This window comes from Rhizobacter terrae (assembly GCF_003852895.1).
GTDB lineage: Bacteria > Pseudomonadota > Gammaproteobacteria > Burkholderiales > Burkholderiaceae_C > Albitalea > Albitalea terrae.
Genome location: NZ_QUSW01000004.1, coordinates 419,891 through 435,378, shown reverse-complemented (window position 1 = coordinate 435,378; position 15,488 = coordinate 419,891). Strand labels below are relative to the sequence as shown.

At 68.0% G+C, this 15,488-nt stretch carries 10 protein-coding genes; 3 read left to right on the top strand and 7 right to left on the bottom strand.

Features of this window, described 5'->3' with window-relative positions:
* Positions 1-155 precede the first annotated feature (155 nt).
* Both smc and DZC73_RS16745 read left to right on the top strand, forming a co-directional pair.
* Positions 156-3,668, top strand: coding sequence for a chromosome segregation protein SMC (gene smc, locus DZC73_RS16750; protein ID WP_124541490.1), 3,513 nt, complete (start codon positions 156-158; stop codon positions 3,666-3,668).
* A gap of 96 nt (positions 3,669-3,764) precedes the next feature.
* Entirely contained in the window at positions 3,765-4,817 is a 1,053-nt protein-coding gene (locus DZC73_RS16745; protein ID WP_124541489.1) for a cell division protein FtsZ, read from the top strand.
* A 42-nt stretch (positions 4,818-4,859) separates the two neighbouring features.
* Here the strand turns inward: DZC73_RS16745 and tssA are convergent, their stop codons facing one another.
* The 7 genes from tssA to DZC73_RS16710 all read right to left on the bottom strand — a co-directional run bounded on the left by tssA (position 4,860) and on the right by DZC73_RS16710 (position 14,317).
* Positions 4,860-5,921 carry a type VI secretion system protein TssA gene (gene tssA, locus DZC73_RS16740; RefSeq protein WP_161974619.1) on the bottom strand — a complete coding sequence of 354 codons (1,062 nt, stop codon included), beginning with the start codon at positions 5,919-5,921 and terminating at the stop codon, positions 4,860-4,862.
* Between the two features lie 23 nt (positions 5,922-5,944).
* Positions 5,945-6,733 carry an OmpA family protein gene (locus tag DZC73_RS16735; protein ID WP_124541487.1) on the bottom strand — a complete coding sequence of 263 codons (789 nt, stop codon included), beginning with the start codon at positions 6,731-6,733 and terminating at the stop codon, positions 5,945-5,947.
* 5 nt (positions 6,734-6,738) lie between these two features.
* Positions 6,739-7,737, bottom strand: a complete 999-nt coding sequence (gene tagF / locus DZC73_RS16730) for a type VI secretion system-associated protein TagF (protein WP_124541486.1) — start codon at positions 7,735-7,737, stop codon at positions 6,739-6,741.
* Positions 7,734-11,645 (bottom strand): type VI secretion system membrane subunit TssM, encoded by a 3,912-nt coding sequence (gene tssM / locus DZC73_RS16725; protein WP_124541485.1) that lies wholly within the window; start codon positions 11,643-11,645, stop codon positions 7,734-7,736. The genes tagF and tssM overlap by 4 nt, the downstream gene beginning before the upstream one ends.
* Positions 11,642-13,093 (bottom strand): hypothetical protein, encoded by a 1,452-nt coding sequence (locus DZC73_RS16720; RefSeq protein WP_124541484.1) that lies wholly within the window; start codon positions 13,091-13,093, stop codon positions 11,642-11,644. The genes tssM and DZC73_RS16720 overlap by 4 nt, the downstream gene beginning before the upstream one ends.
* Before the next feature lie 64 nt (positions 13,094-13,157).
* Positions 13,158-13,424 carry a PAAR domain-containing protein gene (locus DZC73_RS16715; protein WP_124541483.1) on the bottom strand — a complete coding sequence of 89 codons (267 nt, stop codon included), beginning with the start codon at positions 13,422-13,424 and terminating at the stop codon, positions 13,158-13,160.
* Positions 13,425-13,477: 53 nt separating this feature from the next.
* Positions 13,478-14,317: a M15 family metallopeptidase gene (locus DZC73_RS16710; RefSeq protein WP_235835163.1), complete on the bottom strand. Its 840-nt coding sequence runs from the start codon at positions 14,315-14,317 to the stop codon at positions 13,478-13,480.
* A gap of 568 nt (positions 14,318-14,885) precedes the next feature.
* On the opposite strand from DZC73_RS16710, the gene DZC73_RS16705 reads away from it, so the two are divergent.
* A complete protein-coding gene (locus tag DZC73_RS16705) occupies positions 14,886-15,482 on the top strand; it encodes a hypothetical protein (protein ID WP_124541481.1) in 597 nt (198 codons plus the stop codon).
* Positions 15,483-15,488: the final 6 nt, after the last annotated feature.

Here is a 15,488-nt window from a genome sequence, read left to right as displayed (position 1 = left end):
GGCGGCGGTCTTGGCCATGTCGGTACTTTTCGAGAGGGTGTCGTGCAGGGGCGCGATGGTATCATCCGACCCGCCTGCAAGCCCGCTTCCGAGCGGGTTTTCTCAATCAAATCAACGACTTAAGCGCACGCCCTGCGGCGCTCAAGTTTCCCCCCATGCGCCTGAACTCGATCAAGCTGTCCGGCTTCAAGTCGTTCGCGGAACCCACCAACTTCCAGTTGCCTGGCCAGCTCGTGGGCGTGGTCGGCCCCAACGGCTGCGGCAAATCCAACATCATGGACGCGGTGCGCTGGGTGCTGGGCGAGAGCAAGGCCAGCGAACTGCGCGGCGAGTCCATGCAGGACGTGATCTTCAATGGCTCGGGCAACCGCAAGCCCGCCAGCCGCTCCAGCGTGGAGCTGGTGTTCGACAACTCCAGCGCCCGCGCGGGCGGCCAGTGGAACCAGTTCACCGAGATCGCCGTCAAGCGCGTGCTCACGCGAGACGGCACGAGCAGCTACTACATCAACAACCAGCCGGTGCGTCGCCGCGACGTGCAGGACGTGTTCCTGGGCACCGGCCTCGGGCCGCGGGCCTACGCCATCATCGGGCAGGGCACCATCTCTCGCATCATCGAGAGCAAGCCCGAAGAGCTGCGCCTGTTCCTCGAAGAAGCGGCGGGCGTGTCCAAGTACAAGGAACGCCGCCGCGAGACCGAGAACCGGCTGAAGGACACGCGCGAGAACCTCACGCGGGTCGAAGACATCCTTCGCGAGCTCAACAACAACCTCGAGAAGCTGGAGAAGCAAGCCGAGGTGGCCAGCCAGTACCGCGGCCTGCAGGAGCAGGGCACGCTCAAGCTGCACCAGCTGTGGTTCCTCAAGCACCGCGATGCCGCGAGCGAGCAGGAGCGCGTGAAGAAGGAAGTGCTGGCCGCCACCAACGCGCTGGAAGAGCGCATGGCCGAGCTGCGCCACGGCGAGGCGGAGCTGGAGCACATCCGCCAGGCGCACTACGCGGCCAGCGACGAGCTGCATGCGGCGCAGGGCACGCTGGCCGAGGCGTCGCTGGAGGTGTCTCGGCTCGAAGAGCGCATCCGCTACGTGGTGGAAGGCCGCCAGCGCATCGAGAACCGCCTGCTCGAACTGAAGACGCAAAGCGAGCAGTGGGGCGAGCGGCAGACGCAGGCGCAGGACGAGCTGGAGCAGATCGCCGAGCAGATCGCGTCAGCAGACGAGCAAAGCGAGATCCTGGCCGCACAAGCCGAGGAGCAGGCCGCCAACCTGCCCAATGCCGAAGATGCCGTGCGTGCGGCGCAGGCCAAGAGCAGCGAGCAGCGCAACGTGGTCGCAAGCGTGCAGCAGCAGATCCAGGTGCTGGCCGCGGAGAGTCGCAACATCGACGACCAGCGACGGCAACTGAATGCCCGGCGCGACCGGCTGGATGCCGAGCGCCGCCAACTCGCCGCACCCGACCTGCAGCGGCTGGAAGAACTCAAGGGCCAGTTCGCCGTGGCCGAAGAAGCGCACGTGGTCACCGACGCGCGCTTGCATGAGCTGACCGAGCAGGTGCCGGCGCTCGATGAAGAGCGTCGTACCCGGCAGGAGCAGGTGAACGCGGAATCGGGCAAGCAGTCCGACATTTCCGCGCGCCTCGAAGCATTGCGGGCCCTGCAAGAGAAGGTGCAGACCGAAGGCAAGCTCAAGCCGTGGCTGGCCAAGCATGGCCTGGACGGCCTGCCCGGCCTGTGGACCAAGATCCACATCGAGGCGGGCTGGGAAACGGCGCTGGAGTCCGCGCTGCGCGAGCGCATCAACGCGCTGGAGGTGGGCCGCGTCGAGACCGTGCGGGCCTTCGCCACCGATGCGCCGCCCGCCAAGCTCGCGTTCTACACGCCGCCGCAGGCGTCCATTGCCAACACCCACCAGACGCTGCCCCGCCTGTCGGACCTGCTTCGCCTGGGCGATGCCGGCCTGAAGGCGCTGCTCAACGACTGGCTCGAAGGCGTCTACACCGCGGCCAACATCGACGACGCGCTGGCCGCGCGCTCCAAGCTCACGCACGGCGAGGTCATCATGACCCGTGAAGGCCATGCGGTGAGCCAGTTCGCCGTGTCCTTCTATGCACCCGATTCCGAGCAGGCCGGCATGCTGGCCCGCGCGCAGGAGATCGAGAACCTGGAGCGGCAATCCAAGGCACAGGCGCTCATCGCCGAAGAGGCGCGCAGCGCGATGGTGCGTGCCGATGCGGCCTACACCGATGCGTCGCAACGCCTGGTGCTGGCGCGCCGCGAGGCGGCCGAAGCGCAGACCAAGGCGCATCAGTTGCAGGTGGAGCTGCTTCGCCTCACGCAGCAGGCCGAGCAGACGAGCAACCGCCGCGCGCAGCTCGACAGCGAACTGGCCGAGGTCGACGCGCAGCTGGAAGAACTCAACGAGCGCCGCGCCACCGGCGAAGCGAAGTTCGAGGAGCTGGACATGCAGCTCGCGAACACGCAGGAGCGGCATGCCGAGCTGGAAGAGGGCGTGATCAACGCCGAGCGCAAGCTGGCCGAGGCGCGCGAGCAGCTGCGCGCGCTGGAGCGGCAGGCACAGGAAGCGCAGTTCTCGTCGCGCGCCCTGGCGGCGCGCCGTGGCGAATTGCAGCGCAGCATCGAGACCTCGGTGCAGCAGGTCGCGGCCAACGAGCAGTCCGCCGCGCAACTGCAGGAAGAGCTGACGGTGCTGACCGACGCCGCCGCCCAGGCCGGCCTGCAGGAAGCGCTGGCCATCAAGCTCGAACGCGAGGCGGCGCTGGGTGCCAAGCGCAGCGAATACGACGACCTGACCCTGCGCCTGCGCCGCGCCGACGAGCAGCGCATGGCCCATGAGCAAAGCCTGCAGCCGCTGCGCGACCGCATCACCAAGCTGCAGCTCGAAGAGCAGGCCGCGCAATTGGGCGGCGCGCAGTTCATGGAGCAGCTCACCGCCGCGCAGGTCGACATGGAAGCGCTGGCGAAGAACATCGACGACAACGGCGTGAAGCTGTACGGCCTGCAAGGCGAGATCGACCGCATCAACCGCGACATCAATGCACTGGGCGCGGTCAACCTCGCGGCGCTGGACGAGCTCACCTCGGCACGCGAGCGCAAGACCTTCCTCGACGCGCAATCCGCGGACCTGAACGAGGCCATCCACACGCTCGAGAACGCCATCCACAAGATCGACCTGGAAACGCGCGACCTGCTGGGCACCACGTTCAAGCAGGTGAACGACCATTTCGGCCGCATGTTCCCGAGCCTCTTCGGCGGCGGCAATGCCAGGCTGGTGATGACGGGCGACGAGATCCTCGACGCCGGCGTGCAGGTGATGGCCCAGCCGCCGGGCAAGAAAAACAGCACCATCCATTTGCTGTCGGGCGGCGAGAAGGCGCTCACCGCCATCGCGCTGGTGTTCGCCATCTTCCAGCTCAACCCCGCGCCGTTCTGCCTGCTGGACGAAGTGGACGCGCCGCTGGACGACGCCAACACCGAGCGCTACGCCAAGCTGGTGCGCGAGATGTCGGCCGGCACGCAGTTCCTGTTCATCAGCCACAACAAGATCGCGATGGAGATGGCCGAGCAGCTCATCGGCGTGACGATGCAGGAGCAAGGCGTGTCGCGCATCGTCGCAGTCGACATGGAAGCCGCCATCGGCATGGTTGAAGTATGACCGTCCCCGGAGCGACTGCGTCGCTCCCCCTCAAGGGGGCGCCACTGGCGGACCGGCGAAACCGGATCCGCGGTGGCCGCTTGATCGAAACGGAACATGAGTAGTTTGACGATCGCGTTGGCATCACTCGGCGGCCTCGTGCTGGCCGGCGTGGTGGCGCATGGCGCCTGGCAGGCGCGCAAGGCGGGGCCGAAGCGGGCAGTGGTCGAGCCCCAGCCGGCGCCACCGCCTCGTGCCGAGCCGCAGGAGCCCGTGCTGGACGGGGGCATCAGCCACCCGGCCGAGCTGCCCGAGCCCGCACTGGAGGCCCGTGTGCCCAAGCGGCCGAGCGCGAAGCTGGATGCGCTCATCGATGCCATCGCGCCGCTGACGGTGGAATCGCCCATCGCCGGCGAGCTGGCCTTGCTGCACTTGCCGACGACGCGCCGTGCGGGGAGCAAGCCCTTCCTCGTCGAAGGCCTCAACGCCGAGACCGGCGAATGGGAGCCGGCCGCGCCGGGTCAGCGCTACAGCGAATTCCAGGCCGGCGTGCAGTTGGCCAACCGCACCGGCGCGCTCAACGAGATCGAATACTCCGAGTTCGTGCAGAAGGTGCAGGCCTTTGCCGAAGCCATCGGCGCGATGGCCGACTTCCCTGACATGCTGGACGTGGCATCGCGGGCGCGTGAGCTGGACGCCTTCGCCGGCGACCACGATGCGCAGCTCGCGGTGCAGCTGCAGGCAAGGTCGGCGGCGTGGAGCGTGGGCTACATCCAGCAGCATGCGAGCCGTCATGGCTTCGTCGCCGGCGTGGTGCCCGGGCGTCTCGTGCTTCCTTCTGCGGAGGAGGGCGCACCCCCCGTGCTGACGCTGACCTTCGACTCGCAGGCTGCCTTTGCCGACGACCCGAACAAGGCCGCGGTGCGCAACGTGATGCTGAGCTTCGACGTGCCCCAGACCGACCCGAAGGCCGAGCCCTTCGTGGCCTGGCAGGCCAGCGCGCAGGCGCTGTCGCTGGGCATGGATGCGGCCATCGTGGACGACAACGGCCGGCCGCTGAGCCCCGAGGGCTTCACGGCGATCGGTCGTGAGCTGGAGCAGCTCTACGCGCAATTGGCTGAGCGTGACCTGGCCGCGGGATCGCCTGCAGCACGTCGACTGTTTTCCTGATTTTCGTAGGGTGGGTCCGCTTCGCTTGACCCACCCTACCCATCATTCGGCTTGTCGCGGCGGTACGCCCAGCAGTTCTTCGATCTGCTCCAGCGTGGTCCCTGACTTCATCACCGCGCGCAGCCAGTCGTGCAGGGTCATCTCGCCCCAGTTGGCGGCCTTGTCGGCGAGGTAGGCCACCGGGCTGTGCGGCTCGGTGCGGCGGAAGAACTCCGCCACGTCACGCAACTGCCGCAGGGCCTGGGCGCGGCTGTGCAGCGGACCATCGTGCACCGCACCGGCGCGCGCGATGACGTGTCGCGCCTCTTCGGACGCAGAGACTTCATCAGGCACTGATGCATCGGTGATGGCGCCGCTTTCCTTGGCGTAGCGCTTGGCCGTGTGCAGGGCCGACTCCAACACCTTGCGCGCGGCGACGAAGCCGGGCGAGTCGTCGCCCAGAAGGGGGTCCAGCGTGGCTTGCAGGTCGCTCAGCGCATCGAGGGCGCGGCTGGCCTGCGCCAGGTTTTCCGCGAAGAAGGCCTTGGGCGTTTCGCGCTGGATGCGCGCGACGTCGTCGGGCATGAGCGGGCCGTCATCGCCGCTGCCTGCAGAGGTCGATTCGCCGGTCTTGGCTGCGGCGCCGCGTGTGCGGGCGGCTTCCAGGTCGAGCGAGCCGAGCGCCTTCAAGGGCGACTTCAGCAGTGGCGCATGCTGCGCCAGGGCCTCGACATGCGAGATGGCCCACGAGAGGTTGCCCACGCGCAGTTCCAGCTCGCCATCGTCGGCCTGCGGATGCACCTCCTGCCAGTAGCGCTTGCACAACTCGTCGAGCAGTCCCAGCCCGTCGGCCAGTCCGCCGAAGCCGTTCAGGTGCGTCCACGATTCCATCAGCCAGCCGGCGATGCGCAAGTCCTTGCTGCGCTTGGCCATCAGCTCCTCGCACAGCGTGGCGACGCCGCGCCAGTCGGCCACCTTCAGCTCGGTGACGAAGTCGCCCTGCGGCAAGGTGGGATCGTCTTCTCGGCGCAGCTCGGCAACGGTGTCGAACTCGCTGGAGAAGGACATGTCGTCGCCGCAGGGCGCGCTGCCAGAGATGGGTTGCAGCAAGAGGGTGAGGTCCACGTGCGTCGTCCTTGGTGTCGTGGTCACTGCATCACGCGCAGTTCGATGCGGCGGTTGCGGGCGCGGCCTTCGGCCGTGTCGTTGGGGGCGACGGGCCGGTCCGGCCCCACGCCCGAGGTCTGCACGAGCTCGGCAGCGATGCCCTTGCTTGCGAGGTAGGCCTTCACCGAGTCGGCACGAGCGGCGGACAAGGCGATGTTGTGCGAGCGGCCGCCCTGCGCGTCGGTGTGGCCGATGACCTCGAACTTGCGGCCCGGCAGCTTCTGCAGCACCGGCACCAGCAGGTCCAGCACCTGCAGGCCGTTGGTCGTCAGCGTGGAGTTGCCCGGCTCGAATTCGATGATGCGGTTGGCCAGCGTCGCATCCACCACGTCCTGCCCGGCGGCCGACACGCGCAGGCCGTTGCGCACGGTGTAGGTGGGGTTGAGCTGCGCCGACATCTGGCTCACGACCTGCTGGCGCGTGGCCTCGTTCTCGACCTCGCCGGTGAGATCGATGACGTTGCCGGTGATCTTCAACTGGCCGCGCACGACGTGCTTGAGGTCGGGCGAGATCAGCTTCTGCACGTTCTGGTTCCAGTTCGGCGGCGCGACGAGGTTGCTCACGCCCAGCTGATCGACCACACGGTCGGCACCGTAGATCTCGCGCGTCCTGGCGAGGATGCCCTGGCGCGTGGCTTCGTCGGGCACCACGCCCGCGACGACGACCTTGCCGGGTGCCGCGGGCTCGCGCGGTGCGGCGGCGAAGGCCTGCGTGGACAGCACGGATGCCAGCAAGCCCAGGCAGGCGAATTGACGGAATGCGGCGGCCATGTGTGTCACTCTCCCAGGAAGGCTTCGCGGAAGGTGGCTTGCGCCTGCTTCAGCGAAAGTTGCGGCTGCTGCAGGTAGCTCGACAGCTTCTTCACGCCGTAGTCCTGCTGCACGTGCTCCTCCACCCACTCGGCATCGCGCAGGTCCACGAACACGCGCTCGCCCACCTGCGGGTCGAGCGCGGCCTGCAGCACGGTGGGCGAGCCGCCGCTGAAGCCCAGCGTCAAGGTCGGTGAACGATCCGGTGTCTGTCCGGGGCCGGGCGCGACGAACAGCAGCAGCTCGAAATCGCCATGGCGCAGGAAGCGCGACACCAGCTCCAGCCACAGCGTGGAGACGTAGGGCTGGTACAGCGGGTCGGCCGGCAGCGGCAGGCGCAGGCCCTTGTCGAGCTGGCTGCTGCCGCTGGCGGGCACGGGCTGCAGCAGCAGGCCCAGCGCCAGCAGCGTCTGGCGCAGGTCGATCGGGTGGCCGGCCTGGCGCAGCATGGCTTCCAGCGAGCCGACGGTCTGCAGTTCGAGGAAGTCGCGGAAGCTGGCCTCGTAGGCTTGCGGGGCCACGTCGAGCTCGACCTGCGCACTCGACATTTCGCCGAGCACCGGGCTCGCGTCGTTGGCGGTGGTGGCCTGCTGCGCCACACGTTCCAGGCGCTGCCAGGGACGCGCCAGCACCATCGGGCTGCGGGCGACGAATTCGTCGGGCTGGCCCACCTCGAAGCTGCCGGCGGTGATGAACGGGAAGCGCCGGCCTGAAGCGTCGGAGCTTGCCACCAGGTGGCCGGCCAGCGCCACGCGGCTTCTCACGCCCAGGAAGGCGAAGTGCAGCGGGCTGGTGCGGTCGTAGATCTCCTTCCAGCGCGCATCGGTGGCCAGCAGCTCCACGCCTTGCGTGAGCCAGCGGTCCAGCGTCTGGATGAGCCCGCCTTGCTGGCTGCTGCGAACAAAGTCGCCGCGCGACGGAATCTTGCCGAAGTAGACGAGGGACACCGCGGTGGGTTGGCTCATCGCGATGCTCCCGAGGCGGCGACGGCGGCCGTGCTCTTGACGATGGAAGAAGGGGCGGCGGTGGCATCGGCCACCTGGGCGGGCGCGTCGGCGCCCACCACCAGCGCGGGCAGCTTCAGGCCCCGGAAGCTGGTGCCCGTGACCGGTGCCGGGGCGCTGTTGCCCTGGCTGCCGCCGCTGGCCGTGGTACCGGCCGGTGCCGTCGGCGATCCGGGCTGGCTGATGACCCGCAGCTGCAAGGTCACGGTCTGCCCGTTCTGCGTCCAGCTCAGCTCGTTGATGCCGCCGGCCAGCTTCTTGCGCTGCGCCACTTCGAACATCCGCGTGAGGCCGAAGCGGCCGGGTTCGTTGAAGATCTCGACGCTGCGTCCGGAGTTGGTGATGCCCACGATGCGCACGCCCGGCGAGCCCGTGGCATTGGGCCACACGAAGTTGGTCCACGACGGCTGCGTGTTGCGGTAGCGAAGCACCTGGCCGTCGATCTCGATGGTGTATTCCATCAGGCCCGGCGAGCCCTGCGGCAGGATCTGGAATGCCGTCTGCGAGGCATCGGCCACCGCGGCAGCGCCTCCGCCGGCAGCACCCGTCGTTCCTCCGGCGGCCGCCGTGCCTGTTGCGCCCGCGGCGCCTTCCAGCGGCGCCACCCACGACGCGAAGCCGGCGGCGAACTCGGGCCGCACGCGCACGCCCATGTCGGCCCAGGTGCGCGGCGTCATCGTGTCGCCGCGGCGCACCACCAGCGCGCTCAGGGCTTCATCGCTGAACTTCGCGATGGCGCCGGCCGGCCCGAACACCTTGGCGATCTCCTGCGGCGTGGCCTCGATCTTGGACGAGGCATCGAACGGGTACTTGCCCGCCAGCGTGCGCTGGAAGGGCTCGTTCACCTGCGCGGCCCACAGGCGGTTCACCTCGGTCTCGGTGGGCACGATGATCACCGAGAAGGACTGGATGAGCGGCCTCACCAGCATCGGACGCAGTGCGCTGCGCGCGGTGTCGGTCATGCCCAGCAGCATCTGCTCGTCCACGAACTTCAGCGCTTCGCTCAGCTCGGAATTCGTGCCGTCCAGCGTGCCGGCCATCATCTTGCGCGAGGCCGGGCCGGGGTCGCCCTGCACCTTCACCTGGTTGAACTTGGAGCGCACGGCCCCCAGCGTCTGCAGGTAGTTGTTCAGGAGCGCCGGCGTGTTCTCGCGCGCCATCATGATGCGCGACAGCGCGGCGAACTCGCGGCCGACCGGGCCCATGGGGATCTCGGCCTTGCCGGTGGTCATGTCGACCTTGACCTCCACCGACGACGGCGCCTGCCGCATGATGGTCTGCTTGAACCACTCCACGAAGCCGCCCTGCGCCTGCTCCAGGCGCTGGTTCAGCAGCGAGGGGTTGTCCCAGGAGGTCTGGTCGAACAGCGTGGTCATCAGCTTCTTGATGGGCGAGTTGGTGGCATCGCCCAGCCGGTTCATGTGGGCCACCGCGCCTTCGAAGTTGTTGAAGTCGGCGATGCTCACGCCCTGCATGAAACGCTGCCACTCGCGCACGTACTCGGTCTTGTAGAGATCGGTCAGCGCCTTGCGGATCTGCTCAGGGCTGCCTTCGAGCGAGAGGTCGTCGCGTGCCGAGGTCTTCAGCACCCAGTCCACCGATTGCAGCTCGGTCGTGGCGGCCTTCTTGAAGGCGGGGTCGATGAACTCCGTCCATGCTTCCTTGGTGAAGGCACCCGAGACGGCGTAGCTGCCGGCCACGCTGTCTCGGCCGGCATCGCCCACGATGCGCGCGACGGTCATGGGCGCGTAGCGTGTCGCGGCGCGCGCCTTGACCTCGGCGTACACGCGCTCGCGCGCCGGCATGCCGCGCACCACCTTGCTCAGGTTCTCGCGCGTCTGGTCCACCAGCGCGAGGTTGTTGGGCACGGCGGGGAAGGCCGGATCCTGCAGGTTGGCCACCGTGAAGGAGATCATGCGCTCGGCGCTTCGGATCATCTGGTCACGCGGCATGGCGCCGCGGTTGGCTTCGAGCCAGCCGCGCCAGAAGCGCGTGATCTGGTCGGTGAGGTGGCCGGGCTCCGAGCGCTGGCGGTCGGCCAGCATCAGGTAGGTCTTGAGCGCGTTGTAGCCGTCTTCGACGCTCTCGGCCGAGGCCTCGCTGAAGCGGCTGCCTTGCGCCGGGCGGTTGGTGGCGCTGGCGGCGCCCGACTCGGGCGGCTTGGTCATCGGCTGCAGCTTGGAGGCATTGGCGTTGAGCTCGCCGAGGAAGTCCTCGATGGACTGGCCCACCGGCACCAGCATGATCTGTCGCACGCCGTTGAAGTATTCGGCGCGCAGCTTGCGCTCGATCTCCTCGCCCTGGTACAGCCCCAGGCTGATGGCCATCGGCCGGCTGTGGCGGTAGGCCTGCAGCTGCTCGATGCGGTCTTGCAGCAGCTCCATGGCTTCCAGGCGCGAGGCGAGGTCCACGCGGTCCTGCTGCAGCTTCATGGCCTTGTCCAGGTCCGCGCGCACGTTGGACACGAGCTGGCGGTTGCCCAGGTACGACCAGCTCCATCCGCCCAGCGCGAGCGCCAGCACCACCACCGCCGCGCCGAAGGTGATGGCGCGGGCGCGCACCTTCTGTCGGCTGGCGAACTGCTTGACGAGGTTGCGGTCGCCGAAGATCACGCGCGAGAACAGCTCCTTGAGGAAGAGGCCGTTCTCCGCCACCACCATCGCGGTGGTGTGCTCGGCGCGCGGCGTGAGCGCGAAGCGTTGCGCCACGCGGTCGCTGGCGCGGTTGCTCGCGGTGCCTTCCTGCACGGCGCTCGTGAAGTAGAAGCCGCGGAACACCGGACGGAACTGGTAGGGGTTCTCTTCGAAAAGCGTGGTGACGAAGGAGCGCAACGCGGGCTTCAACGCAGCGAATTCCAGCGGGAAGGTCAGCACGCCCGGCGGCAGCGCCTGGCCGCGGTGCAGCGACATGCGCGCGATGGCCAGCTCCTTCAGGCCGTTGTGCAGTTCGTCGAAGTGCTCGTCGAACTGGGCGACCGCGTCGGTCTTGGCCTCGGGGTCGTAGCGCAGCGTCGCGCCCCACACCTTGTCGCGCTCGGCACGGTCGCTGTCCTCGAAGAACTCCGCGAAGCCGGCGATGAGGTCGGCCTTGGTGAAGATGAGGTAGACCGGCGCGAAGACTTCCAGCTTCTCGGTGAGTTCCTGAACCCGCTGGCGCAGGTTCTTTGCGAGCTGGATGGCGGCTTCAGGCTTGGCCTGCGACAACTCCGCCAGGCTCGCGGCGATGAGGATACCGTTGATCGGCGCCTTGCTGCGATGCCGCTTGAGCAGCGAGAGGAAGTCGAGCCATTCGCCACGGTCTTCCTCGTGCACCGAGTAGCGGCCGGCCGTGTCCAGCAGGATGCCTTCGCTGGTGAAGAACCAGTCGCAATTGCGCGTGCCGCCGATGCCCTGGATGATCTGGCTGCTGCCGTTGTTGTCGGCGAAGGGAAACTTCAGGCCCGACTTGACGATGGCCGTGCTCTTGCCCGCCGCCGGGTTGCCGATGATCATGTACCACGGCAGTTCGTACAGCGCGGCCGCGCCCGTGGTCTCGCCCAGCTTGGAGGTCTTGATCGTCTTGACGGCTTCGAGCAGGCGCCCGCGCAGCACGTTGGCCTCGGCCTTGTTCTGCTTGCCGGCGGACTTCTGTGCCTTGCTGGCGTCTTCCTCCAGCGCGGCTTCGAGGTTCTTCGCCGCACGCCGTGCGCGGACCTTCTTCACCACCCACACCGTGAACCAGATGAGCAGCACCAGGATGATGGCGGCCACGGCATAGAACGCCGCGATCTTGAGCGTGCTGGCTCCCAGGAACAGGAACGCGACCAGCGCGGCAAGGCCCAGGACGCCGAGTACGCGCGCGTCGAGCAGGTAGGTCCAGATGCGATTCATGACACGGTGGGAGCTTGGGGTCTGACGAGCAGGGCCAGACGCATGAAGGCGTCGCCCAGGGTGAGGGCCACCGTCGGCTTGTCGACGCTGCGTGCGCGCTCGGCGGCGGCAGCCACGACCAGCAGCGTGCTGGCCACGCCGGTGTGGCCGTTGCCGACGCCGATGAGCCGCATGTCTTCGGTGGGGTCTAGATGAGCGAGCATGTCCAGCGTGGTGCCGAACAGCTCGGTGGATCGTGCGCTGTGCTGGTCGGCGTCGCACACCAGCGAGCCGACGTGCGAGGCGTCGAGCTGGCTCGCGGCCAGCGCCTGGGTGAGCGTCTCGCGCAGGCAGTCGGCGGTGATGCGGCCGCCGGCTTCGATGGACTTGTCGCGCTTGGCCACGGCAGGGCGGTGCAGGTGCACGGGCGGCGTGTCGTCGTCGGGCGACTTGGGCCATTGGACCGGTGCGAGGAGCAGTGCGGCGGCGGCCTCGCCCGGCATCAGGCCCTTGGGGTGCGTGGCCGCGGAGAAGAGCCTGCGCTGCTTGGCCAGTTCGGTCACGGCAGCGTCGCTGATGCCGCTGTGGCAGGCGGCCACGAGGAGGACGTCTTCGCGCTTGTCGCGCGCGAGCACCTGCAGCAACTGGTCGGCCTTGATCCACAACTGCTCGCCGGTGCCGGGCTGGGCCTCGAAGGCAAAGCGCGACGCCGCGATGCAGGGGCCGGCGTGCTCGGTCATCAGCAGGCGCACCCAGGCGAGGGCCACGGCCTGCTCGAACGGGGTCCAGTCGGCGGGCCATCCGACGAGGACGCGGACCATGGACGTGGAGTCGGCGGCACTGAAGCGGTCTTCCCACGGACGCAGCGCGTCGATGGAACGCTGCAGCGGCTGCTGCATGGCGCACAGGGCGCGCACGGCATGCGTGCTCATCCGCGCGTCGGCCCATGCGGCCTGCTGCGATCGCGTGGCGGTGACGATGGGCTCGATCTGGTCGTCGAGATCCTGCGTCTGCAGCTCCGCGATGCGAGCGCACATCACGGGCATGCCGTCTTCGTCCTTCAGTTCCGCATCGAGGTCGGGGCGCGGCGTGCCTTCGGCCGCCGCGTCGAGGATGTCGCTCGCCGCGCGGCCCGTGGGACTCGCGACGAAGGTGGCCAGCACCTTCACCGTGGTGTGACGTGCCGCGGCCTCCTGCGCCTGTGCCGGCGTGGCTGCTGCACCGGCGGGACTGGCCGCCGCTGCAGCAGCGGCCTGGGCTGCTGCGCTCGCCCGCTCGCCCGCGCTGCGCCAGGCCCATCGCAGCGCCACGAGCAGGCCGAACACCAGCACCGGCAGCACGCCCAGGTAGAGCACGATGTCGGTGACCGTCATGTCGCGATGCGTCTTTTCCCATTGCCACAGCACGGCCACCCAGATCACGAACGTGACCAGGACGAACAGCAGCAAAGGCTTGAGGATTCGACTCATGACAAGGTGTCGGCAGGCCGTGTGCAGGACCTGCGATGAAGGCGGTGTGCCGCCGGGCGCGGGATCAGTCGGTGGTGACGGCTTGCGTGGCGATCAGCGTGGCGCCGCAGGCGGTCTTGTCGCCATGGCGGGCCGCGGCCTTGCCGTCGATGATGCAGGTGGGGTCGCCCGACACGATGGTCGTCGTGCCGCCGTGGCCGCGCTTCGGGCAGGTGACCTTGTCGCCCACGCGTGCGATGGCCTTGCCGGCCGCATCGGTGGTGGGCGAGCCTTCGATCACCTGGCCGCCATGGTCCGTCTTGTCGCCGATGACGATGAAGGGTTTGCTCATGTCGTCGTCCTCCCTGGACGTGTGTTGATGGGCGTCATGCCTGTTGAAGAGCCTCAGTGTGCCTGAGATGAAGCGGGCGCCGCGCCTGCAGTGCGTGTGCGAAGAACGCCGGGCCGCGAGAGCTCGACGTGGCCGAGATCCTTCAGCGAGCGCCAGTCGCCGCCCCAGGTGAGGCCCAGCGATTTCGCGATGCCGCCCAGCAGGTCATAGGCGCGTGCGGCCTGCGGGTTCGCCTCGCTCACCACGATGCGGCCGTTGATCATGAAGGCGCAGTCGGCGGCGAGGCCGTACTGGTGGTAGCTCTCGAAGGCGCCGGCTTGCGTGACCTGAGGCCCCATGGCCGCGAGCTGGGCCTGGCGCTCGGGGCTGCGGTAGCCCTCCAGCAAAACCATCTCGATGCCGTGCTGCTCGCGCATCAGCTTGAAGGCCAGCAGCATGCGCTGGCGGAAGTCCTCGTCCAGCAGTTCCCACTGGCGGCTCGCTTGGTGCACGAAGGGAATGGCCTGCTCGACCTCGCGCGTGGTGAAGAGTTCGGGCGGCAGCGGCGGAGGCGCAACGAGCTGCTCGCCGTGCAGCAGTGCGGCGACCTGTTCGTTCACCTCATGGCTGCGTGTGTGGTCAAAGCCGTCGAGCTGCTGCCATTGGTGCAGGGCCAGTGCCAGCAGGGGCATGCCCGCCAGCAGTGACATGGCCATCAGCATCCACTTGCCGTACCGCCTGGCGACTCGGCTCGCCTGCGTGGCGTGGCCGTTGGCTGCATGGGCCACCTGCTGAAGGCCTGCCTGGCTTGACGAGAGTGCCGTTGAAGCAGCGGCCTTGCCTCCTTGCATGAATCGGTGCGCACGCGACCACGCCCATGCGCGCACAGGCGCGAGGAAGGCGATGGCCAGCACGGCAGTCACCAAAACAAAATACAAAAGGACACCAAATACCATACCGTCTTACAACTCTCGGCACCACATGGGGACGCGCAGTTTGCCCGAGGTAACACGCGAGATGGAACCCTCCTTGTTGGGGGATGGGGAAATGCAATCCCCTGTCTAGAATCGCGACCGCTTCGCCACAAGAAGTACGCCACGGGAGGCCGTTCGCTTGACGAGTCCAGAACCATCGCTCGACGCGTCTCGCACGCAGGACAAGGCACGTCCCAGCCTCACCGGCGCCCGGGGTGTGCAGGAAGATCGGCTGAGCATTCTTGCGAGCCTGGAAACCCGCGAACGCGATCTCTTCTCGCCTCGCCGTTCATCGTCCAAGGCACCTTGGATCTTTGGTTTCATCGCCCTGAGTTCTGTTGCCGTTGCTTACGTCTTCATGAATGCGGGCGAGCTGCTGGGCGCTCGAAACAGCGCCGAGAAAGTAAAGATTGCTTTACCTTCTGCTGCGGGATCGAATCAACCGCCGAAAGTCGCACAAGCAATTGAAACAAATTCGTTACCTGTTGCGGCTTCAGCTGCCTCTGCGGTGACGGCTCCCGCATCGGCACCGGCGCGCATCGAGGTTGTCGAACCTGCCGTGGCCAAGACCTCGGGCAACGATCCCTTCGCTGCCCTGGCGACCGCACCCAATGCCGCGAGTACGCCGCTGGCTGCTGCCAGTGCAGCGTCGTCGAATGCGGCCACCCCGGTGGTGGCTTCGGCCTCGGCCAGCGCCGCGAGCGCACCGGTGGTGACTGCGATGGCCACTCATCAGCCCGTCGTCCCGGCGAAGGCGGTCAAACCCGCATCGCACAGGCCGGCGCATGCGCATGCCGAAGTGGTGGCCAGCCAGAAGTACCACACCGCCGCTGACAGCACGGCGCGTGACGCCAAGCCTGCCAAGACCGCCACCAATGGCCGGGACCCGGACGTCGACCTGCTGGCCGCGCTGATGGCCCACCTGGGCCAGCCCGATGCGAAGGGTGCGAAGCCGAACCTGGACGACACCAGCATCGCCAAGCTCGTCAAGCGTTGCGAGAGCCTGAGCGGTGACGAGGCTGCGCAATGCCAGAAGCGCATCTGCGACGGCTACTGGGGCAAGGCGCAGGCCTGTCCGGCACCCACCGCATCCAAGCGCGAATAGCCGAAG